Below are 21,378 nucleotides of genomic sequence, written 5' to 3'. Positions count from 1 at the left end.
TAGCGGGATGTCCACGATTCTTGCCATTGAAACCTCCACCGAGCTGGCCTCGGCGGCCTTGCTCCACCGGGGCGAACTGATTGCGCGCCAGTCTGCAGGCGCCCAGACCCACTCCGACGCCATTCTCCCCATGATCCAGCAATTGCTGGCCGATGCCGGCCTGGCGCTGTCGCAGTGCGATGCGCTGGCCTTTGGCGTGGGCCCGGGCTCCTTCACCGGCGTGCGCACCGCCTGCGGCGTGGTGCAGGGACTGGCCTTTGGCTGCGACCGTCCGGTAGTTCCTGTGGTGACGCTGGAAGCGGCAGCCCAGGCCTGCCGCGATGACAATGCCCAGGCCAGCGATGTGCTGGCCGTCCTCGATGCCCGCATGGGTGAAGTCTATTGGGCGCGCTACCGCGCCCGCACCGGTGGTGGTTGGGAGGTGCTGGCCGAGCCGGCCTTGTCGTCGGCCGCCCAGGTGCCGGTCGAAGGCAGGCCGCATGCCTGTGGCAACGGCTTGTCGGTGTATGCCGAGCATTTCAATGCAGACTTCTGCACCGCTGCCTTCGCCAGCGTGCATCCGCAGGCCATGCCCCACGCGCGCCAGGTGGCGGCGTTGGGCCAGGTTCATTTCGGCGCAGGCCTGGCGCTGCCGGCACAGCAGGCGCAGCCGCTTTACCTGCGCAACAAGGTAGCACTGACCACGGCCGAGCGCGAAGTGCGTGATGCCGCCAAGGGTGCGGCATGAGCATGGACGAACTGGCGCTGCCCTTGCCAGCCGTGCATCCGCGCTATGGACGGCTGCACTTTGCTGCCATGGGTGCGGCCGACCTGGATGCGGTGCTCAGCATCGAAGAGGCCGTCTATTCCCATCCCTGGACCCGCGGCAACTTCCAGGACTCGCTCTACAGTGGTTACCAGGCGCAGACCCTGCGTGACGCCCACGGCGAATTGCTGGGCTATTTCCTGGTGATGCTGGCCGTGGATGAAGCCCACCTGCTCAATATCAGCGTGGCCGCCCTGCATCAGCACCAGGGGCTGGGCCGCATGCTGCTGGACCGTGCGACCTCGCTGGCGCGCCAGCACCGCATGCACACCATGCTGCTGGAAGTGCGTGAATCCAACGTGCATGCGGCGAAGGTGTACCGCCAGTATGGTTTTGCCGAAATCGGGCGGCGCAAGAATTACTATCCCGCCGCCAACCAGGCCCGAGAAGGGGCTATCGTCATGAGCCTGCCCTTATGAGTGAAGAATTGAAACAAGATCCGGGCTTCGGCTCCTCCCTGGCCCTGCTGGATGCGCTGGGCATCGGCCCGGTCTGGGTGCGGCGTGAACTGGCGGTGGAGGAAGTCCAGGCCGCACATGCGCAAGTGCCTGCCCAGGACTCGGTTGCGGCCGTGCCCGCTGCAGCCGTCGAAGCGCCCCAAGTCATCGCCCCCGAGCCCCTCGTGGCCGAAGCCAAGCTGCCCGTCGCTGCGCCGGTCGCACGACCGTCCATTCCTGCTGCACGCCCGGCTCCCGCCGCGCCCGCCCGTACGCGAGCACCGTCCGAGGAAGAGGGCGGCCCGCCGTCCTGGCTGGATGAGATGGACTTCGGTACCGCGCTCGAACCCATGCTGATTCCGGACGGCGATGACGAGGAAGACGCCCCCGCCGTCGACCCCCTGATCGCCCGCATCAAGAGCATGGACTGGCCGCAGCTCAAGCAGCAGGTTTCCGAGTGTCGCCGCTGCGGGCTGTGCGCAGGCCGCAAGAATACCGTCTTCGGCGTAGGTGACGAAAAGGCCAAATGGCTCTTCATCGGCGAAGGCCCCGGCCGCAATGAAGATCAACAGGGTGAACCTTTCGTCGGTCCTGCCGGCAAGCTGCTGGACAACATGCTGCTGTCCATGGGGGTCAAACGCGGTGAGAACGCCTACATCGCCAACATCGTCAAATGCCGACCTACCGATGACAACGGCCGCGACCGTCCGCCCTCGCCGCAGGAAGTGGCCTCCTGCCTGCCTTACCTGCAGCGCCAGATCGAACTGATCCAGCCAACCGTACTGGTGGCGCTGGGCAAGACGGCGGCCATTTCGCTCCTGGGCATGGAACCGGCCACGCCGGTTTCGCGCCTGCGCGGCACGGTGCATCGCTACCAGGACTTGCCGCTGGTGGTGACCTACCACCCGGCCTATCTGCTGCGCACGCTCACCGACAAGAGCAAGGCCTGGGCAGACCTGTGCCTGGCCATGAGCACTTACGCTTCGCAAGCCCGCTGACCCCATGCCCGGCATGGACCTGACCACGCATCAGGCGCGCTTCCACCAGCGCTGGCCCGACCTGCGCGACCCGCACGTGCGGGCATTGGCCTGGCTGCTGTATGCCCCCGATCTGCTGGCCCCGGAGGCTGCCTGCTGGGATGGACGGGTCGCCACGCTGGGCCAGCTGTCGCCCGAAGTGGCCGGCTGGCTGCATGACCTGCAATACGATCCGGCCATGAATGCGGCCTTGCACGCCCATCTGGCGCAACAGCCGTCAGGGCGCCTCGGTCGCTACGCTGAAAAGCTGCTCGGTTTCTACCTGCGCCAGCAGGACTGCCTGGTCGCTGCCAATTTGCAGGTGCGCAACCAGGGAGCGACCCGGGAGACGCTGGGCGAATTCGATTTCCTGGTCCGATCCCCCGAGGCGGAAAGCGATGCCGGCGTGGTGCATTGGGAGTTCGCCACCAAGTTCTATCTCTTGCAGGCGCGGCAGCTCGCCGCGACGGCGCAGGCGGATGCCTTCGTCGGACCCAATCTGGCCGACTCGCTGGGCCGCAAGATGCGCAAGATCATGGATCAGCAGTTGAAGCTTTCCGAACATCCGGCCGCGCAGGCGGTCCTGCCGGCGCCCGTGGTCGCGGCGCGCGCGCTGGTCAAGGGATGGCTGTTCTATCCGCTGGATGCGGCGCTGAGCCTGCCGCCGGCCATGGGCATCGCCGCCGAACATTGCCGGGGCTTCTGGTGCGATGCAGCCGCGCTGCCGGGCGTCGACGATGGCACCACAGGCTACGCCGTCTTGCCGCGCCTGTCCTGGTTGGCGCCGGCTCACCTGCCAGCAGGGCAGTGCATGTCGCTGGCGCAGCTGCTGGTCCGGTTGGAAGAAATGTTCACGGCTGACGACAGCCCCGTCATGGTGGCGCAATGCCGCTTGAAGGAAAGTTCAGAGCCGCATTGGCTGGAAGTCATGCGCGGTTTCGTGGTGCCGCCGCAGTGGCAAGCGCGTGCTGCGGCCACGGTGCAGCACGCCATCGTGCCGGTCTGAACCGCCTGTCCAGACCTTCGATCCATCGAAAAATCAGTGGTGGGGATGCTTGTCCTCGCCGATCAGCGCCAGCGAGTCATGCTCGCGCTGGTTGGCAGCATGGCGGCGCATGATGAGATACATGATGCCGGCCACGAAGGAGCCGAAGATGATGATGACGGTATTCACATCGAGATTCATGCGCACCATGAAGGCATACAGCACCAGCATGGTCAGCACCGAGAGGTTCTCATTGAAGTTCTGGACGGCAATCGAATGGCCCGCGCTCATGAGCACGTGGCCGCGGTGTTGCAGCAGGGCATTCATCGGTACCACGAAGTAACCGGAAAGCGCTCCCACGATCACCAGCAGCGGATAGGCCACCCACACCGAGGTGGTGGTGGTCATCAGCATCACCACAATCCCCATGATGATGCCCAGCGGCATCACCGTCAGCGATTTCTTCAGCGGCACGAAGCGGGCGGCGGCGACCGCGCCCAGGGCCACGCCCACGGCGACGATGCCCTGCAGGATGGCAGCCTTGTCCAGGGGCATGTGCAGTGACTTTTCCGCCCATTTGAGGACGATGAACTGCAGCGTCGCGCCCGCGCCCCAGAAGAGCGTGGTCACGGCCAGCGAGATCTGGCCCAGCTTGTCCTTCCACAGGGTGGTGAAGCAGCCGGCGAAATCGACGATGAGGCGGATGGGGTTGCGTTCCTGGTGCTCGTAGCGGGCACCGGTATCAGGAATGTAGAAATTGAAGAGGGCGGCGACGATGTAGATGCAGGAGATGATGCACAGCGCCGCTTCGGTAGGGGTATCGATGGGCAGGTCGATCATCGGGAAATCGAAGCTGAGGATCACCGCTGAAATCTTGGGATTGACCAGCGCTCCGCCCAGGACTGTACCCATGATGATGGAACCCACCGTGAGCCCCTCAATCCAGCCGTTGGCAGCCACCAGTTTTTCCGGCGGCAGGAGTTCGGTGAGGATCCCGTACTTGGCCGGCGAATAGGCGGCCGCACCGAAACCGACCACCGCATACGCCAGCAAGGGATGCACGGTAAAGAACATGAGAGAGCAGCCAACGATCTTGATCATGTTGGTGATCAACATGACCTTGCCCTTGGGGAAGGCGTCGGCGAAGGCGCCCACGAAGGCCGCCAGCAGCACATAGGAAAGCACGAAAAACAGCTTCAGCAGCGGGGTCATCCACGCTGGCGAATGCATTTCGGCAAGTAGGGCGATGGCGGCGATCAGCAGCGCGTTATCGGCGAGCGACGAAAAGAACTGCGCCGCCATGATGGTATAGAAACCGCGATTCATCCCTGTCCAAGATGTATAACAAATGATGTCCGGGTAGCTTTATACCATGAAACCATGCACGCTCCGTCATAAGTCAAACCATAAAGATGTTCGTCCGGTAAAATGCTTGCTTGTTCCCCGCTGGACAAAACTTCCGGGCGAACCGCGACAGGCAGGTCCATGGCGGCCTTGCCGCTCGCCGTGCGCATTGCCAGCCGAGATCGGCCGTTCGCCTGCCCGCGAACGCCCCCGTGAGCCATCTGCCCTCGTTACCGCCACTGCATATCATGCCAAGACCGATCGTCGCTTCCATCAGCATTTCCGCACTTCAACACAATCTTGCCGTCGCCCGCGCCCATGCGCCCAACGCCCGCGTCTGGGGCGTGCTCAAGGCCAACGGCTATGGCCACGGGCTGGAACGTGCCATGCGCGGCTTTGCCGCCGCCGACGGGTTGGCGCTGGTCGAGCCGGATTACGCGGTACGCCTGCGCGAGCTGGGGTGGACCAAGCCCATCCTGCTGCTGGAGGGTTTCTTTGATGCCGATGACCTGCCGGTGCTGGCCCGCCACGACATCCAGTTCGCCGTGCATTGCGATGAACAGATAGTGATGCTGGAACGATTCGTCACCGATGCCGGCTTTCATGTGCACTTGAAAATGAACAGCGGCATGAACCGCCTGGGTTTCAAGCCCGAGGCCTTTCACGCTGCCCATGCGCGCGTGAGCAAGATCGCCAGCGTACGCAGCATCACCATGATGACCCACTTCGCCAATGCCGACGATGCGCTCAACCCGTCCTTGCCGCTGTCCGAGCAGGTGCGCCGCTTCCAGGCCGGCACCGAAGGCCTGCCCGGTCCCCGCAGTCTTTGCAATTCCGCTGCCGACCTGATGCATGGCGAGCTGGCCCATGACTGGGTGCGTCCCGGCATCATGCTGTACGGCGGCACCCCGGGCGGTGGCAGTGCCGCCGATTTCGGCCTGCGCGCGGCGATGACGCTGGAAAGCCAGATCATCGGCGTGCAGGACATCCCCCCCGGCGAAGCCATCGGCTACGGCAGCCGCTTCGTGGCCGACAAGCCGATGCGTGTCGGAGTGGTCGCCTGCGGCTATGCCGACGGTTATCCGCGCCATGCACCGACCGGCACGCCCGTGCTGGTGGATGGCGTCAAGACCGGTACCGTGGGGCGGGTATCGATGGACATGCTGTGCGTGGACCTGACCGAGCTTGCCGGCGCCGGTGTGGGCAGCCGCGTCGAGCTGTGGGGCCAGCAGTTGCCCATCGATGAGGTCGCCTTTGCGGCGGGTACGATCGGATATGAATTGATGTGCGCGCTGGCCCCACGGGTGGCGGTGCGTGAAGTGGACTGAGCGAAAAAAGATGAACTTCCCGGCAGATTTCCGGGAAGTGTCAGCAGGCATACCCAGGTAGAGTAGAGCAGAGAGCGGCAAGGCGACGATGGCGAAGGTCAAGACCAATTACACCTGCACCGAATGCGGCGGGGTCAGCAACAAATGGGCCGGCCAGTGTCCGGCCTGCGGCCAGTGGAATACCCTGGTCGAGACGCTGGTGGAGACGGGTGGCGGCAATCGCTATTCGTCGACCCCGCAAAGCCTGGCGCAGACCGCACCGGTGTTGAGCCTGGCTGATATCGAAGCGATCGACGTGCCGCGCTTTGGCACCGGCATCGAGGAATTCGACCGCGTGCTGGGCGGTGGCCTGGTGCCGGGCGGCGTGGCGCTGATCGGGGGCGACCCTGGCATCGGCAAGTCCACGCTGCTGCTGCAGGCGCTGGCCAATATCTCCAAACTGAAGAAGGTGCTCTACGTGAGCGGGGAAGAGTCCGGCTCGCAGATCGCCTTGCGCGCCAAGCGCCTGGCGGTGGATGCCCGTGAACTGCAACTGCAGGCCGAGATCCAGCTGGAAAAGATCCTGGCCACCCTGGCCGAGCACAAACCTGAAGTGGCCGTGATCGACTCGATCCAGACCGTCTACTCGGATGCCCTGACTTCGGCTCCCGGGTCGGTGGCGCAGGTGCGCGAGTGCGCGGCGCAATTGACGCGGGTCGCCAAGACCTCCGGCATCACCATCATCATGGTCGGCCACGTGACCAAGGAAGGCGCGCTGGCCGGGCCACGCGTGCTGGAACACATCGTCGATACCGTGCTGTACTTCGAGGGCGACACCCATTCCAGCTTCCGCCTGGTCCGGGCCTTCAAGAACCGCTTCGGGGCAGTGAACGAACTGGGCGTGTTTGCGATGACCGAGAAGGGTCTCAAAGGGGTCTCCAACCCTTCGGCCCTGTTCCTTTCCCAGCACGAAAATCAGGTGCCCGGCTCCTGTGTCATGGTGACCCAGGAGGGCACGCGTCCGCTGCTGGTGGAAATCCAGGCGCTGGTGGACAGCTCGCACGTTCCCAACGCGCGCCGCCTGTCGGTGGGCCTGGAGCAGAATCGGTTGGCCATGCTGCTGGCGGTGCTGCACCGTCATGCGGGGGTCGCCGCTTTCGACCAGGATGTCTTCATCAACGCAGTCGGCGGTGTGAAGATTACTGAACCGGCCGCCGACCTGGCAGTGCTGCTGGCGATCAATTCTTCGATGCGCAACAAACCCCTGCCGCGTGGTTTGGTGGTCTTCGGGGAAGTCGGGCTGGCCGGCGAGATCCGTCCGGCACCGCGCGGCCAGGAGCGCTTGCGCGAGGCCGCCAAGCTGGGCTTCTCCATTGCCGTGATTCCCAAAGCGAATGCGCCCAAGCAGGCCATCGAAGGCTTGAAGGTGATTGCGGTGGAACGTATCGACGACGCCTTGCAGAAGGCGCGCGAGATCGACGAATACGCGGCCTGAACCCCAAGCTGAGCCTGTGCTGGCACCGGATCAGCCGGGCGTGTCGAAGGTGACGATGACCTGGTTGACCTCGCCCTTGATGGGCGGCTCGCCTGTGCGGGCCGTACCACGCACGCTGTAGTGCAGCTGGAAAGGCTGGCCTGCATCGCGGCCATTGAAGAATTCGGTACTGCCGGCATTGGCCTGGCTCACGTCCCAGCATACCCCCGCATCTTTCCAGCATAGCCTGGCCTCGAAGCCAGGCGGCTTGCTGGCCAGCGTATAGCGCCAGCTGACCCTGCGGATGATCGCGCCGGCCGGTATCTGTCCCACCACCTTGAATTGCGTGATGTAGTCGGCATTGCGGGCACGGATGTCCGGGCCGGGCTCGTCGGAAGCATAGGCGCCCGTCGGGCCGCCTTGTGGCGGCGCGATGCTGAGCGGCGAGGGGCTATTGGGAATGACCGGCGAAACGATCACGATGGGACGCTTGCTGCCGTCGCTTCCTGCTGCGGGGATGCTCAGGTTGCGGTCTGCGTGGGTCTGTGCGCACGCCAAAGCGGGTAGGGTGGCGCACAGCAGCCAGGGCAGCAGGCGCCAGCCGGATGCCCGCTCACGCATGGCGGCGATGGCCCTTCAAGGGCAGGGAAATCTGTACCAGCAATCCGCCGTGGGTTTCTTCATGGCCCTTCAGGAGCAGCTTGCCATTGTGCTTGAGTACGATGCGGTTGACGATGGCCAGGCCCAGGCCGGAGCCGTTGGCCTGGCCGCGCGCCGTGTCCAGACGGGTGAAGGGGCGCAGCAGGCGTTCGCATTCGCTCTCCGGCACGCCCGGGCCATGGTCAAAGACGTCCACCACCACCTGATGGCCCTCGATACGGCTGCGTACGTGGATTTCCGCGCAATCGGTGCCGGGCGTCTTGCCGTAGCGGCGTGCGTTCTCGATCAGGTTGCTGAAGACGCGCGCCAGCTCCGTGCCATTGCCCGCGACCTCGGTGGCGGGCGTAATTTCGGTAGTGAGCTTGACGTCCGACAGACGGGCAGACTTGGCCGCCACGTCTTCCAGTACCCCTGCCAGGTCGATGCTTTCCAGGCTGTTGGCATCGAAGGGTTTAGCATAGTCGAGGAACTGGCCGATGATGCTGTCCATCTGCGCCAGGTCCGAATGCATGCCATCACGCGATTCATCGGACAGGTTGGCCATCTCCACTTCCAGCTGCATGCGCGCCAGGGGGGTGCGCAGGTCGTGCGAGATGCCGGCCAGGATCAGGGCGCGGTCCGATTCGATACGATTGAGGTCGGCCACCATCTGGTTGAAGCTGCGGTTGGCTTCCTCGATCTCGGTCGGGCCGGATTCAGGCAGCGGTTCAGGCTGCCGTCCCTTGGCGATGGCCCGGGCCGCCGCTGTCAGGCGGGCCAGGGGCTGGTTGATGAGGGTGGAGATGAAGACAGCGCCGATCAGCGACAGGAACAGCGCAATCGAACCCCAGCCCAGCCATTGCAGGCCGGAGGTGCGGTCCAGTCTTCCCCGGTCCAGCATCAGCCAGTATTGGTCGTCGTCGATGTTGAAACTGATCCAGAAGCCTTCCACTTCATTCACGCTGGAGGCAAAGATGGTGTTCTCATCCAGCGACTGGCGCACGTAGTACTCCAATTCCGGGACGATGGGCGAATCCTCAGGCGGTACGATGCGGTCGCTCTTTTCCAGCGGGTAGATGCGGATGCCTTCATTGCTGGCCAGGTCGAACAGCAGCTCCCGGCGCATCTCAGGGGCCGAGTGCGTCAGCGCCGCGCGGGTAATGGTGACCACCGAGACGATCTGGGCGGCCAGCTGCTCCGCACGCGGTCCGCGTTCGACCATGCGAAAGCTGGCCACCCAGGCCACCATGCTGGCGGTGATCAGGAAGGTCAGGAGGAAGAAGGTGCGCCAGAACAGGCCGTTGCTGAACCATCCGGATTGAGGGCGGGTTTTCATCGGCAAACGGCCTGCAGGTCAGGGGTGAAGCGGGAGATCAGCGCGGTTTCCCTTCCGGGATGAAGACATAGCCCAGGCCCCACACGGTCTGGATGTACAGAGGGTTGGCCGGATCGGGTTCGATCAATTTGCGCAGGCGCGAAATCTGCACGTCCAGGCTGCGGTCGAAGACTTCATATTCGCGGCCGCGTGCCATTTCCATCAGCTTCTCACGCGACAGCGGCTGGCGGGCGTTGCGTGCAAATACCTTCAATACAGAAAATTCGCCCGTGGTCAGGGAAATGGTTTCGCCGTTCTTTTTCAGGGTACGGGTGCCCAGGTCAAGGATGAAATCGCCGAATTCAAAGGTCTCCGGGGTTTCCGAAGGCGCGCCCGGCAGTTCATCCGGACCCTTGCGGCGCAGCACCGCGTTGATGCGGGCCACCAGTTCACGCGGGTTGAAGGGCTTGGGGAGATAGTCATCGGCGCCCATTTCCAGGCCGATGATGCGGTCCACGTCCTCGCCCTTGGCGGTGAGCATGATGATGGGTGTCTGGTCGCCGGCACCGCGCAGGCGGCGGCAGATGGCCAGGCCGTCTTCGCCGGGCAGCATCAGGTCCAACACCAGCAGGTCGTAGCGCTCGCGGATCCAGAGCTTGTTCATGGCCTGGGCGTTTTCGGCCGTGACCACATTGAAACCTTGCTCGGTCAGGTAGCGGCGCAGCAGGTCGCGCAAGCGGATGTCGTCATCCACCACCAACACTTTGAATTGATTGGCGGATGTTGTCGTATTAGTATTGTTGCCGTGGGTCGTATTCATGGTGCCTATGGTAGCGTCTTGGCGATTTTGAGCAAGTCGGGGCTGTTGATCCATTACAAACTGTTACATACCTTACCTTAATCATCTTATACCATCGCGGCCTGCGGCCTAAACTGGAATCACGTCGGGAAAGCAACGTCGTCACCGCTTTCTCTTCCCTGATTCTCTGTCTCCGGAAAAAATCGCATTATGAAGATTGCAGTCGTCAACAAGCTATGTCTGGCAGCGATGCTGGCGCTCGGTGTGGGAGCGGCCGCGCTGGCTGGTCCCCCGCAGGGCGGCCGGCCGATGCCTGGGCAGCCGGGCGACTTCAGGCAGCATGCCGGTGATTTCAACCCGCAGGATCATCGCAACCAGATCGCCAGCGATCAGGAGCAGCGCCGCAACGGCAAGCTCAGTGCTGATGAGCGCCGCGAATTGCGCCGCCAGATCAACGAAGTCGGCCAGGATATCTATCGCGTCAAACGTTGAGTTCGCAGCGAGGGGAAAATTCCCGTTCAAGTGAACAAAAAGCTAAGGAAAAAGCCCGAGTGCAACGCATTCGGGCTTTTTCTTTGGCAAGGACTGGCGATGACGCAGCAGTCAGTGCTGATGCGCCTTGCCCAGCCGTTTCTCCAGCCGGTGCTGCAGGGCCTCGAAGCACAGGCTCAACATCCAGTAAATGGCTGCAGCAGCCAGGTAGAGCGGCAGCGGACGGAAGGTCACGGCGATGACTTCCTTGGTGGCCAGCATCAGTTCGGTCACGGTGATGACCGACACCAGCGAGGTATCCTTGATGAGGCTGATGAGCGTATTGCTCATCGACGGCACCGCGATGCGCACCGCCTGCGGCACGATGATGTAGCGCAGGGTCTGGAAGTAGGTCAGCCCGACGCTGTATGAAGCATTCCACTGTCCGTGCGTCACGCCCAGGATGGCACCGCGCAGGCTTTCCGAGAGGTAAGCCCCGGCGTTGAGACTCAAGGTCAGGACGCCTGCCGTCAGCGGCGAGAACTCGATGCCGATCCCCGGCAAGCCGTAATACACCACAAAGATCTGCACCAGCAGGGGCGTGCCACGCATCATGCTGACATAGACCGCGGCCGGCCAGTGGATAGGTCGCCAAGGAACGATGCGCGCCACCGCCAGCACGAAGCCCAGCAACAGTCCGCCGACCATCGAGGCCAGCGCAAAGAGCAGGGTGTAGCCCACGCCCTTGGCCAGGGTCGGGGCGGCTTGCTGCAGCAGTTCGAGGATTTCCATAAGCATTCGAATAAAAAAATTATCCCCGCGATGCGGGGATAAGTCGGTCCGCCCGGATCGTCCCGGGCGGGGTGCAGCGCGGGCTTGGGCGCGCCTTATTGTGCTTTCGGCGGCTGGCTCACGTCAATGCCGAACCACTTTTCGGAGGCGGCCTTGAAGCTGCCGTCGGCCTTGATGTCGGCCAAGGCCTTGTTCAGCGCGGCCTTGAACTCCGGGTTGCCCTTGCGGAAGGGGATGCCGATCTTGTCGACGGTGCCGATGGGGCTACCGGCCTTCAGCGGCAGGTTGGTCGATTTCAGGATATAGCCGACCAGCAGGCTGTCGTTGAGGGCCGCATCGATACGGCCGGCGGCCAGGTCAGCCAGGTACTCCGGCGAACCCGGATAGGTACGCACGTCGATGCCCGCCACGGCCTTGGCCTTCTGTTCGAAGTTGGTGCCCTGGCCCAGGCCCAGCTTCTTGCCCTTCAGGTCGTCCAGGCTCTTGAACTCGCGCTTTTCGTCCTTGCGCACGATCAGCTGGGCGCTGGAGAGGGTGTACGGCTCGGAGAAATCAAAAGCCTTCTGGCGCTCGTCGGTGATGCCGACCTGGTTGATGATGACGTCATACTTGCCGGCGCCCAGGCCGGCCAGGATGCCGCTCCACTCGGTGGTGGTGAACACCGGCTTGACGCCCAGCTTGGCTGCCAGCAGCTTGGCTACGTCGACTTCGAAGCCGGTCAGTTCGCCCGTCTTGGCATCCTTGAAGTTGAACGGGGGATAGTTGCCTTCCAGAGCCACCTTCAGGGTGCCGCTGCTCTTGACCGATTCCAGCAGGTCGGCCGCCGACACGCTCAGGCTGGACGCCAGCAGGGTCGCGCCGACACCGGCCAGCAGCCATTGCTTGATATTTTTCTTCATAATTTGATGTCCTTATAAAAACTTTCGCCACAAAACCTGCAGCCAGGCGGCAATGATGCCCTCGTTTTGCCGAACTGCAAGGGCTGGCTTAAGACTTTGATGTAGAAAGCTTATGCCCGACGCGGTTCCCGGTCGCCTCAGGCCTGCAATTGCTCCAGCGCCTCCTGCTGCTCCAGCCATTCATTTTCGAGCTGCTCCAGTTCCTTGCTGCAATAGGCTTGGTCGGTGATGAGGGTCTTCAGTTCTTCCTTGTTGGCGGCGTCGTAAATGTCGGGGCTGGCCAGGCGCGCGTCGATATCGCCCTTGCGTGCATTGAGCTTGGCGATCTGCTCATCGAGGCGCTTGATGCGGGCTTCAATGGGCTTCTTCAGGGCCGACATCTTCTGGCGCTGCTCAGCCTCCAGGCGCTTCTGTTCCTTGCGGTCCACCAGCGCTGCCGGGGCCTCAGCCACCGGCTGGCTGGCCGCGGGCAAAGGCGCGGCAGCGGCCGCATCGTTGCGGGCGGCCAGCTTGGTCTTGAAGAGCCAGTCCTTGTAGTCGTCCAGGTCGCCATCAAAGGGTTGCAGCTTGCCCTCGGCCACGATAAGGAACTGGTCGGTCGTCGCGCGCAGCAGGTGGCGATCGTGCGAGACCAGTACCAGCGTGCCTTCAAACTGTGCCAGCGCCATCGTCAGCGCTTCACGGGTTTCCAGATCCAGGTGGTTGGTCGGTTCATCCAGCAGCAGCAGGTTGGGGCGCTGCCAGACGATCAGGGCCAGCGCCAGGCGTGCCTTTTCACCGCCCGAGAAGGGAGCGATGGAGGAGGTTGCCATGGTGCCGTTGAAGTTGAAGCTGCCCAGGAAGTTGCGCAATTCCTGCTCGCGCACATCCGGGGCCAGCCGCGTGAGATGCCACAGGGGCGATTCGTCATGGCGCAGCATTTCCACCTGATGCTGGGCGAAGTAGCCGATCACCAGCCCCTTGCCCAGGCGGGCCGTGCCGGACAGGGGATCGATCTCGCCGGCCACGGTCTTGATGAGCGTGGACTTGCCCGCCCCGTTGACGCCCAAGAGACCAATGCGCTGGCCGTTCTGCAGCGAGAAATCGATGCCATGGACGATGATCTTGTCCTGGTCCGGCGCACCGTTCTTGCCTTCGATGTGATAGCCGGCGTTGACCTTTTCCATCACCAGCAAGGGATTCGGTGCCGACAAGGGCTCACGGAATTCGAAGGAGAATTCGGCCGCTGCCCGCAGCGGCGCCAGCTCTTCCATCTTGGACAGGGCTTTCATGCGGCTCTGCGCCTGCCTGGCCTTGGTCGCCTTGGCCTTGAAGCGGTCGATGAAGGATTGCAGGTGCGCGCGCTGGCGCTGCTGCTTCTCGATCATGCCCGCCATCAGCTCCAGCTGGGCCGAGCGCTGGCGCTCGAAGCTGCTGTAGTTGCCGGAATATCGCTTCAGTTTGCGATCGTCGATATGAACGATCACGTTCACCACGCCATCCAGGAAATCGCGGTCGTGGGAAATGATGAGCAGGGTGCCTTCGTAGCGCTTCAGCCAGTCTTCCAGCCAGATGATGGCATCCAGGTCCAGGTGGTTGGTCGGTTCGTCCAGCAGCAGCAGGTCGGACGGGCACATCAGCGCCTGTGCCAGGTTCAGGCGCATGCGCCAGCCACCGGAGAAGCTGGCCACCGGCCGTTCCATCTGTTCCAGCGAAAACCCCAGGCCCAGCAGCAACTGCTCGGCGCGCGAGCGCACGGTGTAGGCATCGGCATCGGCCAGGGCGGTATGCAGCTCGGCGATGTGGTTGCCGTCGTGCTTGTCGTCCGGTTGTGCCTCGGCGCGGGCCAGGTCGGCTTCCAGCTGGCGCAGGTGGGCATCGCCGTCGATGGCATATTCGATGGCCGGACGATCCAGCGCCGGGGTTTCCTGCGCCACGTAGGCCATGCGCCAGCGTGCCGGGAAATCGACATTGCCCTGGTCGGCATGCAGCTCGCCACGCAGCATCGCGAACAGGCTGGACTTGCCGGCGCCATTGGCGCCGATCAGGCCGATCTTGTCGCCCGGATTGAGCGTCAGGTCGACATTTTCCAGCAGCGGCTTGACGCCGCGCTGGAGGGAAACTTGCTGGAAACGGATCATCGGTGATTCACAATCGTTGGAGCGCGCTAACGCGGATGCTGACGCTCAGGTTCAGGCCAGTTGCAGTTGTTCGGCCGTGACCAGGAACACCATGTCGTCGCCGGCGCTGGTGGTCAGCCAGGTCAGTTCCAGTTCCGGGAAGGCGGCTTCGGCGAAGGCGCGTTCATTGCCGATCTCGACGACCAGTACACCCTCGGGCGTCAAGCGCTCGGCAGCACCGGCCACGATCTTGCGTACCAGGTCCATGCCGTCCTCGCCACCGGCCAGGGCCAGTTGCGGTTCGCGCAGGTATTCCTGGGGCAGCTTGCTCATGGAGCCGGAATTCACATAGGGCGGATTGCTGATGATCAGATCGTACTTGCGCAGCGGCAGTTGCGTGTACAGGTCGGACTCGACCAGGTTGATGCGTTCCTGCAGCTGGTAGTCGTCCACGTTCTTGCGGGCCACGGCCAGCGCATCGGCGGAGATGTCGACCGCATCGATCTGCGCGTTCGGGAAGGCATCGGCCAGCAGGATCGGCAGGCAGCCGGAACCGGTACACAGGTCCAGCGCGTTGACGATGGCTTCCGGATCCTGGATCCAGGGCGAGAAATGCTGCGGAATCAGTTCGGCGATGAAGGAACGTGGCACGATCACGCGTTCATCCACGTAGAAGCGATAGGCGCCCAGCCAGGCCTCATTGGTGATGTAGGCAGCCGGGACGCGGTCCTTGCTGCGGCGTTCGATCACGCGCATGACGGAGGCGATTTCCTCGGGCAGCAGACGCGCATCGAGGAAGGGGTCGAGCTGGTCCAGCGGCAGCTTCAGGGTATGCAGGATCAGGTAGGCCGCTTCATCCAGCGCATTGCTGCTGCCGTGGCCGAAGAACAGCTGCTCGGTGTTGAAGCGGGTCACGGCGTAGCGCAGCAGGTCGCGCACGGTGGAGAAATTGTTGGGAGTCATGATGTTCTCTTCAATGCAAGGCTGCCCGCTCAGGCGAGCAGGTTTTCCAGCGTCTTGCGGTAGATGTTCTTGAGCGGATCGATATAGCGCACTTCGATGTGCTCATCGATCTTGTGGATGCTGTCGTTGGGCGGGCCGAACTCGATCACCTGCGGGCAGATCTGGGCGATGAAGCGGCCATCCGACGTGCCACCGGTGGTCGACAGTTCAGTATCCAGGCCGGTCTCGTCCTTGATCGCCTTGGACAGCGCATCCGACAGGTCGCCGCGCGGGGTCAGGAAGGGCAGGCCGCCGACGGTCCATTTCAGGTCATATTCCAGGCCGTGCTTGTCGAGGATGGCATGCACGCGCTGCTGCAAACCTTCCACGGTGCTGGCGGTGGAGAAACGGAAGTTGAAGTCGATCACCACTTCGCCGGGGATCACGTTGGAGGCACCGGTACCGCCGTGGATATTGGAGATCTGCCAGGAGGTCGGCAGGTAGTATTCATTGCCCGCATCCCACTGTTCGGCCACCAGTTCGGCCAGCGCCGGTGCGGCCTGGTGGATGGGGTTGCGCGCCAGTTGCGGGTAGGCGATATGGCCCTGGATGCCCTTGACGGTCAGCTTGCCCGACATGGTGCCGCGGCGGCCGTTCTTGATCATGTCGCCCAGGGTCTTGGCCGAGGTTGGTTCACCGACGATGCAGTAATCGAGCTGTTCGCCACGTGCCTTCAGGGCATTGCAGACCACCACGGTACCGTCGATGGCCGGGCCTTCTTCATCGCTGGTGATGAGGAACCCGATCGAACCCTTGTGCTCCGGATGGGCCGCCGTGAACTCTTCGCACGCCACCACCATGGCGGCAATCGAAGTCTTCATGTCGGAGGCGCCACGGCCATACAGGCGGCCATCGCGCAGGGTCGGCTGGAAGGGATGCGACTGCCACTTCTCCAGCGGGCCGGTGGGCACCACGTCGGTGTGGCCGGCGAAGACCACCAGCGGCTGTGCCGTGCCCTTGCGCGCCCACAGGTTGGTGACATCGCCCGACTGGATGGTCTCGCAGACGAAGCCCAGCGGTGTGAGCAATTCCGCCAGCCTGGCCTGGCAGCCTTTGTCTTCGGGGGTGACGGAAGAAAGGGACATCAATTCCTGGGTCAGGGCCAGCGTCTTGCTCATGATCATTTCTCGAAAATGTGTTGATACTGATCGGCCTTGAAGCCGACGTGATACTGCTTGCCATCGAAGAGCACCGGGCGCTTCACCACCGAGGGGTTTTCCACCATCAGGGCCACGGCAGCGGCGTCATCGGTGATGGCGGCCTTGCGTTCGTCCGGCAGGGCGCGCCAGGTCGTTCCCTTGCGGTTGACCAGCACATCGCGCTCCACGTCCTTGAGCCAGGCTTGTGCCTGTTCGGCGGTGAGGCCGGCCTTCTTGAAATCGTGGAAGTCAAAGGCGATCCCTTGCTCATCGAGCCACACGCGGGCTTTCTTGACGGTGTCGCAGTTGGGGATGCCAAAAAGGGTGATCTTGTCGCTCATGCTCATTCTTACAAAACAGGCCGCTAGAATACGACGCCGCGCCGGACAGGACGACCGGCGCGGCGCATGGGTGCTTCAGGACTTCAGGCAAGCCGCCGGTGCGAAATTATTCGCCGCGCAGCAGTTCGTTGATGGAAGTCTTGGAGCGGGTCTGGGCATCGACCTTCTTGACGATGATGGCGGCATACAGGCTGTACTTGCCATCCTTGGAGGGCAGGTTGCCCGGCACCACCACCGAGCCCGCCGGCACGCGGCCGTAGTGCACTTCGCCGGTTTCGCGGTCATAGATCTTGGTCGATTGGCCGATGTAGACGCCCATGGACAGCACCGAGTTTTCTTCGATGATGACGCCTTCGACCACTTCAGAACGGGCACCGATGAAGCAGTTGTCTTCGATAATGACGGGGCCGGCCTGGACCGGTTCCAGCACGCCGCCGATGCCGACGCCGCCGGACAAGTGAACATTCTTGCCGATCTGGGCAGCCGAACCGACGGTGGCCCAGGTATCGACCATCGTGCCTTCATCGACATAGGCGCCGATGTTGACGTAGGAGGGCATCAGCACCACGTTGCGGCCGATGAAGGAACCATGGCGAGCCACGGCAGGCGGCACCACGCGGAAGCCACCCTTGGCGAAATCTTCAGCGGTGTAGTTGGCGAACTTGGTGGGGACCTTGTCGTAGAACTGCGGGTAGCCGGTACCAGCCGACATCGGCACGTTGTCTTCCAGGCGGAAGGACAGCAGGATGGCTTTCTTCACCCATTGGTTGACTTCCCACTGGCCGACGCCTTGACGGTTGGCGACGCGCAGGGTGCCATCGTTCAGGCCTGCGATCACTTCGGCCACCGCATTGCGGATGTCGGCCGGAGCGCTCTTGGGGGACAGGCTGGCGCGGTCTTCCCACGTCTGATCGATGATTTGCTGAATGGACTGTGTCATGTTGATATCTATGAACGGTTGGGTGAAAGGGGAGCGAATCTGGCTTGCTTGACCAGGCTTATGCCTGGCTGGCCAGTTTCTTGGTGAAGGCGACGATGCGTTGCGCCGCCTCCAGGCATTCTTCGACTTCGGCCACCAGCGCCATGCGGATGCGGCCGGCACCCGGATTGACGCCATGCGCCTCGCGCGCCAGGTAGCTGCCGGGCAGTACCGTGACATTATATTCGGCGTACAGGCGTTGGGCGAATTCGGTGTCGCTGATATTGACCAGCTTGTCGACCTTGGCCCACAGGTAGAACGCCGCATCGGGCAAAGCGACCTCCATCACTTCCTGCAGCAGCGGTGTGACCTGCGAGAACTTGGTGACGTACTTGGCGATGTTGTCCTGGACGTGGGTTTCGTCCTGCCAGGCCAGCACGGAGGCGGCCTGGATCACCGGGCTCATGGCCGCGCCATGGTAGGTGCGGTAGAGCAGGAATTTCTTGAGGATCGATGCATCGCCGGCCACGAAGCCCGAGCGCATGCCCGGCACGTTGGAGCGCTTGGACAGGCTGGAGAAGGACACCAGGTTGCGATAGTCGCGGCCCAGCAGGCGCGCAGCCTGCATGCCGCCCAGCGGCGGATCCTGCTTGAAGTAGATCTCGGAATAGCACTCGTCGGAGGCGATCACGAAGCCATAGCGGTCCGACAGGGCGAACAGTTCCTTCCAGTCCTCCAGCGTCAGCACGGCACCGGTGGGGTTGCCGGGCGAGCAGACGAACAGCAGCTGTACGCGCTCCCACACGTCTTGCGGCACCTGGCTGAAGTCCGGCGCGAAGTTGCGGGCCGGGTCCGAGTTGACGAAGTAGGGCTCGGCACCGGCCAGGTAGGCCGAGCCTTCATAGATCTGGTAGAACGGGTTGGGGCACATCACCAGCGCGCCCGGCCGGGTCGGATCGACCACGGTCTGGGTGAGCGAGAACAGCGCCTCGCGCGAACCGATCACCGGCAGGATCTCGGTGGCCGGGTCCGGGCGCGGGATGTCGTAACGCTTTTGCAGCCAGTCGGCGATTGCGCCGCGCAGGGCGTCGCTGCCCAGGGTGGCCGGATACGAGGCCAGGCCGGACAGGTTGTCCGTCAGTGCCTGCTGGATGAATGCGGGCGTCGGGTGCTTGGGCTCGCCGATGCCCAGGCTGATCGGGCGATAGGCCGGGTCGGGCGTGATGCCGGCGAAGAGCTTCTTGAGCTTTTCGAAGGGATAGGGCTGCAGTTTGTCGAGTAGGGGATTCACGTCGCTGGACTGGAGTAAAGCTTTCCGGGCCAGCGTCTCGCGAGGGCGTCAGCGAGATCGGGCGGCCACGGCAAAGGGCTGGGAAAGCTTGCGATTATACCGTCATTTGATGGCATTGCCGCGCTCCGGGTCGGCCTGATGTTGAGTCCGTGACATGCCTGGCTGACAAGAAAACGGCTGCGGCAATCCTGGCCGGGCGCGTGTTCACCTTCTTGCAGCCTGGCAAAGAAAAGGTGCAATCCGGAAAATCAGGGACACTTACGCGGTGTATTCAGCGGATTGTCAGGGAGAGTCAGGGAGTATTGTGGGCGCTCGCCAAAACGGGACCGTTCACAAGGCGGCCCACCCATTCCCGGAGAACAAGAATGAAAAGCCTCAGGGCGCAGCTATTGTCTGCGCTGGTCGTGATGTGGATCGGTTTGCTGGCGCTGGCCGCCTGGTCCGCCTTCAGCGCCCGTGAAAACATGATGGATGAACGCAAGGACGGCCTGCGCCGCGTAGTGGAAGCGGCCAATGGCGTGGTCAACAGCTATGTGGCCGATGTCGCGGCCGGCAGGATCTCCAAGGAAGAGGCCCAGAAGAACGCCCTGGAGCGCATCGCCGCCATGCGCTATGACGGCGACAACTACCTCTTCATCTTCGACTCCCGCCCGGTGGTGCTGATGCTGCCGTCCAACAAGGCGATGATCGGCAAGAACGTGGCCGACCGCAAGGACTCCGAGGGCAAGGCCTATTACGTCGAGATGATGAAGGTCGGCCAGGAAAAGGGGCATGGCTTCGTGCAATACATGGGTCGCCTGCCCGGCACCGACGACAGCAACCGCACCCCCAAGATGAGCTACGTGGTGCACAACAAGACCTGGGACTGGTTCATCGTCACGGGCGTGTTCCTCTCCGATGTGCAGGCCCAGTTCCGGTCTGACCTCGTCAAGCTGCTCGGCATCCTGGTCGCGGTCGGCGTGCTGGTCTCGGTGATGATGCTGGCCATCATCCGCCGCATCACCGGCAGCCTCGGTGGCGAGCCGGCCTATGCGGTGGCCATCGCTACGCGCATTGCCAACGGCGACCTCACGGTGCGGGTCGATACCCGTGCCGGTGACAATCGCAGCCTGCTCTTCGAGATGGCCACCATGCGCGAGCGGCTGGGCGGTGTCATCAAGGGCATCCGCCAGGGTACCGATGCCATCGATATCGGCGCGCGCGAGATTGCGGCGGGCAACCTGGACCTGTCTTCGCGCACCGAAGAGCAGGCCGGTTCGCTTGCTACTACAGCCTCCAACATGGATACCCTGACTGCCACCGTCAAGCAGAACGCCGACAACGCCCGCCAGGCCGGCCAGCTGGCCAACAACGCTTCGGAAATCGCCAAGCGCGGCGGCGAGGTGGTGGGGCAGGTGGTGCAGACGATGGAGGGCATCACGGAAAGCTCGCGCAAGATCTCCGACATCATCGGTGTGATCGATGGCATTGCCTTCCAGACCAATATCCTGGCCCTGAATGCGGCAGTGGAAGCCGCCCGCGCCGGCGAGCAGGGCCGCGGCTTTGCAGTGGTGGCCTCCGAGGTGCGTTCGCTGGCCCAGCGCAGCGCCCAGGCGGCCAAGGAAATCAAGGCCTTGATCGAGGATTCGGTGCAGCGTGTGGGCGATGGCTCGGACCAGGTGGCCCGCGCCGGCGAGACCATGGGCGAGGTGGTGTCGGCGGTGCAGCGCCTGACCGACATCGTCAGCGAGATCTCGGCTGCCTCCGAAGAGCAGCGTCGTGGCATCGAACAGGTCAACCTGGCCATTGGCGAGATGGATCAGGTCACCCAGCAGAACGCCGCCCTGGTCGAAGAGGCAGCGGCGGCGGCCGGTTCACTGGAAGAGCAGGCAAGGCGCCTGAAGGCGGCAGTGGCGACTTTCCGCGTCGACGGCGAGGAAGCCGCAGCCGCACCCGTCCCCGCACCGGTGACTGCTCCCAAGGCGGTGCCTGTCGCCGCCAAGGCGCCGGGCCCGGTCAAACCGCTGCCCAAGCCGGCGGCCAAGCCCCTGGGCAATGCAGCAGCGCCGCTGCCACCACCAGGCAAGCCTGCAGCCCCCGCCAAGCCGGCCTCTGCGGGCAGGTCATCGCCCGCAAACGATGACGGGGATTGGGAAACCTTCTGATTCGCTCTTGTCAGAATGAAGAAATGGACGCCGTACCGGGTGCGCTCGGTGCGGCGTTTTTCATGGCGCGGGTGCGTGGGCCAAAAGGGCGGAAGCAGGCATGCTGGCGCGCTTTTTGGTCTTTCCGGGGCCGTGCGATGTTATGATACCGGCCGTTCCG

20 protein-coding genes are annotated in these 21,378 nt (G+C 63.4%); 8 read left to right on the top strand and 12 right to left on the bottom strand.

The features are described from left to right. Positions 1–7 precede the first annotated feature (7 nt). The 4 genes from tsaB to FYB76_RS09820 are packed head-to-tail and all read left to right on the top strand — an operon-like array spanning position 8 to position 3,264. On the top strand, positions 8–727 hold the full coding sequence (tsaB, locus tag FYB76_RS09835) for a tRNA (adenosine(37)-N6)-threonylcarbamoyltransferase complex dimerization subunit type 1 TsaB (RefSeq protein WP_154133534.1): 720 nt from the start codon (positions 8–10) through the stop codon (positions 725–727). Positions 728–729: 2 nt separating this feature from the next. Beyond that, on the top strand, positions 730–1,224 hold the full coding sequence (gene rimI, locus FYB76_RS09830; protein WP_154133580.1) for a ribosomal protein S18-alanine N-acetyltransferase: 495 nt from the start codon (positions 730–732) through the stop codon (positions 1,222–1,224). Beyond that, on the top strand, positions 1,221–2,240 hold the full coding sequence (locus FYB76_RS09825) for a uracil-DNA glycosylase family protein (RefSeq protein WP_154133533.1): 1,020 nt from the start codon (positions 1,221–1,223) through the stop codon (positions 2,238–2,240). The genes rimI and FYB76_RS09825 overlap by 4 nt, the downstream gene beginning before the upstream one ends. A 13-nt stretch (positions 2,241–2,253) precedes the next feature. Next, positions 2,254–3,264, top strand: a complete 1,011-nt coding sequence (locus FYB76_RS09820; RefSeq protein ID WP_154133579.1) for a DUF1853 family protein — start codon at positions 2,254–2,256, stop codon at positions 3,262–3,264. A gap of 33 nt (positions 3,265–3,297) precedes the next feature. On the opposite strand, the gene lplT is transcribed toward FYB76_RS09820, so the two are convergent. After that, the gene (lplT, locus tag FYB76_RS09815; RefSeq protein WP_088753831.1) at positions 3,298–4,569 is read right to left on the bottom strand and encodes a lysophospholipid transporter LplT; all 1,272 of its coding nucleotides are present in this window, start codon (positions 4,567–4,569) and stop codon (positions 3,298–3,300) included. A 266-nt stretch (positions 4,570–4,835) separates the two neighbouring features. Between lplT and alr the strand changes: the two genes are divergently transcribed. Further along, entirely contained in the window at positions 4,836–5,915 is a 1,080-nt protein-coding gene (gene alr / locus FYB76_RS09810) for an alanine racemase (RefSeq protein WP_154133532.1), read from the top strand. A gap of 88 nt (positions 5,916–6,003) precedes the next feature. Further along, positions 6,004–7,389 carry a DNA repair protein RadA gene (gene radA, locus FYB76_RS09805; protein ID WP_154133531.1) on the top strand — a complete coding sequence of 462 codons (1,386 nt, stop codon included), beginning with the start codon at positions 6,004–6,006 and terminating at the stop codon, positions 7,387–7,389. Between the two features lie 30 nt (positions 7,390–7,419). On the opposite strand, the gene FYB76_RS09800 is transcribed toward radA, so the two are convergent. The 3 genes from FYB76_RS09800 to ompR are packed head-to-tail and all read right to left on the bottom strand — an operon-like array spanning position 7,420 to position 10,142. After that, on the bottom strand, positions 7,420–7,989 hold the full coding sequence (locus tag FYB76_RS09800; RefSeq protein ID WP_154133530.1) for a flagellar protein FlhE: 570 nt from the start codon (positions 7,987–7,989) through the stop codon (positions 7,420–7,422). Beyond that, on the bottom strand, positions 7,982–9,343 hold the full coding sequence (locus FYB76_RS09795; RefSeq protein WP_195724610.1) for a sensor histidine kinase: 1,362 nt from the start codon (positions 9,341–9,343) through the stop codon (positions 7,982–7,984). Before FYB76_RS09795 ends, FYB76_RS09800 begins: the two co-directional genes overlap by 8 nt. A 37-nt stretch (positions 9,344–9,380) precedes the next feature. Then, entirely contained in the window at positions 9,381–10,142 is a 762-nt protein-coding gene (gene ompR, locus FYB76_RS09790) for a two-component system response regulator OmpR (protein WP_088753836.1), read from the bottom strand. A 189-nt stretch (positions 10,143–10,331) separates the two neighbouring features. On the opposite strand from ompR, the gene FYB76_RS09785 reads away from it, so the two are divergent. After that, a complete protein-coding gene (locus FYB76_RS09785; protein ID WP_088753837.1) occupies positions 10,332–10,613 on the top strand; it encodes a hypothetical protein in 282 nt (93 codons plus the stop codon). A gap of 111 nt (positions 10,614–10,724) precedes the next feature. Here the strand turns inward: FYB76_RS09785 and FYB76_RS09780 are convergent, their stop codons facing one another. From FYB76_RS09780 to dapC, 8 genes are all read right to left on the bottom strand, one after another. Then, complete coding sequence (locus tag FYB76_RS09780; protein WP_195724609.1) at positions 10,725–11,384, bottom strand: amino acid ABC transporter permease; 660 nt, start codon at positions 11,382–11,384, stop codon at positions 10,725–10,727. 95 nt (positions 11,385–11,479) lie between these two features. Then, on the bottom strand, positions 11,480–12,283 hold the full coding sequence (locus FYB76_RS09775) for a cystine ABC transporter substrate-binding protein (protein WP_034338781.1): 804 nt from the start codon (positions 12,281–12,283) through the stop codon (positions 11,480–11,482). A gap of 137 nt (positions 12,284–12,420) precedes the next feature. After that, positions 12,421–14,403, bottom strand: a complete 1,983-nt coding sequence (locus FYB76_RS09770) for an ATP-binding cassette domain-containing protein (RefSeq protein ID WP_088753839.1) — start codon at positions 14,401–14,403, stop codon at positions 12,421–12,423. A 51-nt stretch (positions 14,404–14,454) separates the two neighbouring features. After that, positions 14,455–15,345 carry a 50S ribosomal protein L3 N(5)-glutamine methyltransferase gene (gene prmB, locus FYB76_RS09765; protein WP_088753840.1) on the bottom strand — a complete coding sequence of 297 codons (891 nt, stop codon included), beginning with the start codon at positions 15,343–15,345 and terminating at the stop codon, positions 14,455–14,457. Between the two features lie 29 nt (positions 15,346–15,374). Then, a complete protein-coding gene (gene dapE / locus FYB76_RS09760; protein ID WP_154133527.1) occupies positions 15,375–16,502 on the bottom strand; it encodes a succinyl-diaminopimelate desuccinylase in 1,128 nt (375 codons plus the stop codon). Positions 16,503–16,504: 2 nt separating this feature from the next. Then, a complete protein-coding gene (locus tag FYB76_RS09755; protein ID WP_044531779.1) occupies positions 16,505–16,864 on the bottom strand; it encodes an ArsC family reductase in 360 nt (119 codons plus the stop codon). A gap of 106 nt (positions 16,865–16,970) precedes the next feature. Then, positions 16,971–17,804 carry a 2,3,4,5-tetrahydropyridine-2,6-dicarboxylate N-succinyltransferase gene (gene dapD / locus FYB76_RS09750; protein ID WP_154133526.1) on the bottom strand — a complete coding sequence of 278 codons (834 nt, stop codon included), beginning with the start codon at positions 17,802–17,804 and terminating at the stop codon, positions 16,971–16,973. Positions 17,805–17,862: 58 nt separating this feature from the next. Continuing rightward, on the bottom strand, positions 17,863–19,074 hold the full coding sequence (gene dapC, locus FYB76_RS09745) for a succinyldiaminopimelate transaminase (RefSeq protein WP_088753842.1): 1,212 nt from the start codon (positions 19,072–19,074) through the stop codon (positions 17,863–17,865). 365 nt (positions 19,075–19,439) lie between these two features. Between dapC and FYB76_RS09740 the strand changes: the two genes are divergently transcribed. Continuing rightward, on the top strand, positions 19,440–21,218 hold the full coding sequence (locus tag FYB76_RS09740; protein ID WP_154133524.1) for a methyl-accepting chemotaxis protein: 1,779 nt from the start codon (positions 19,440–19,442) through the stop codon (positions 21,216–21,218). Positions 21,219–21,378 lie beyond the last annotated feature (160 nt).

Origin of the sequence: Herbaspirillum sp. CAH-3 (assembly GCF_009668275.1) — a bacterium.
Classification (GTDB): domain Bacteria; phylum Pseudomonadota; class Gammaproteobacteria; order Burkholderiales; family Burkholderiaceae_D; genus Herbaspirillum; species Herbaspirillum aquaticum.
This window is presented reverse-complemented; position numbering and strand designations above follow the sequence as displayed.

Excerpts from the sequence above, each read along its gene's own strand:
- tsaB (WP_154133534.1), top strand. The coding sequence starts at position 8 with ATGTCCACGATTCTTGCCATTGAAACCTCCACCGAGCTGGCCTCGGCG.
- FYB76_RS09770 (WP_088753839.1), bottom strand. The coding sequence starts at position 14,403 with ATGATCCGTTTCCAGCAAGTTTCCCTCCAGCGCGGCGTCAAGCCGCTG.
- prmB (WP_088753840.1), bottom strand. The coding sequence starts at position 15,345 with ATGACTCCCAACAATTTCTCCACCGTGCGCGACCTGCTGCGCTACGCC.
- FYB76_RS09740 (WP_154133524.1), top strand. The coding sequence starts at position 19,440 with ATGAAAAGCCTCAGGGCGCAGCTATTGTCTGCGCTGGTCGTGATGTGG.
- ompR (WP_088753836.1), bottom strand. The coding sequence starts at position 10,142 with ATGAATACGACCCACGGCAACAATACTAATACGACAACATCCGCCAAT.
- FYB76_RS09785 (WP_088753837.1), top strand. The coding sequence starts at position 10,332 with ATGAAGATTGCAGTCGTCAACAAGCTATGTCTGGCAGCGATGCTGGCG.
- FYB76_RS09800 (WP_154133530.1), bottom strand. The coding sequence starts at position 7,989 with ATGCGTGAGCGGGCATCCGGCTGGCGCCTGCTGCCCTGGCTGCTGTGC.
- FYB76_RS09775 (WP_034338781.1), bottom strand. The coding sequence starts at position 12,283 with ATGAAGAAAAATATCAAGCAATGGCTGCTGGCCGGTGTCGGCGCGACC.
- alr (WP_154133532.1), top strand. The coding sequence starts at position 4,836 with ATGCCAAGACCGATCGTCGCTTCCATCAGCATTTCCGCACTTCAACAC.
- FYB76_RS09795 (WP_195724610.1), bottom strand. The coding sequence starts at position 9,343 with ATGAAAACCCGCCCTCAATCCGGATGGTTCAGCAACGGCCTGTTCTGG.
- dapD (WP_154133526.1), bottom strand. The coding sequence starts at position 17,804 with ATGACACAGTCCATTCAGCAAATCATCGATCAGACGTGGGAAGACCGC.
- dapE (WP_154133527.1), bottom strand. The coding sequence starts at position 16,502 with ATGAGCAAGACGCTGGCCCTGACCCAGGAATTGATGTCCCTTTCTTCC.
- rimI (WP_154133580.1), top strand. The coding sequence starts at position 730 with ATGGACGAACTGGCGCTGCCCTTGCCAGCCGTGCATCCGCGCTATGGA.
- FYB76_RS09820 (WP_154133579.1), top strand. The coding sequence starts at position 2,254 with ATGGACCTGACCACGCATCAGGCGCGCTTCCACCAGCGCTGGCCCGAC.
- lplT (WP_088753831.1), bottom strand. The coding sequence starts at position 4,569 with ATGAATCGCGGTTTCTATACCATCATGGCGGCGCAGTTCTTTTCGTCG.
- FYB76_RS09825 (WP_154133533.1), top strand. The coding sequence starts at position 1,221 with ATGAGTGAAGAATTGAAACAAGATCCGGGCTTCGGCTCCTCCCTGGCC.
- radA (WP_154133531.1), top strand. The coding sequence starts at position 6,004 with ATGGCGAAGGTCAAGACCAATTACACCTGCACCGAATGCGGCGGGGTC.
- FYB76_RS09755 (WP_044531779.1), bottom strand. The coding sequence starts at position 16,864 with ATGAGCGACAAGATCACCCTTTTTGGCATCCCCAACTGCGACACCGTC.
- FYB76_RS09780 (WP_195724609.1), bottom strand. The coding sequence starts at position 11,384 with ATGGAAATCCTCGAACTGCTGCAGCAAGCCGCCCCGACCCTGGCCAAG.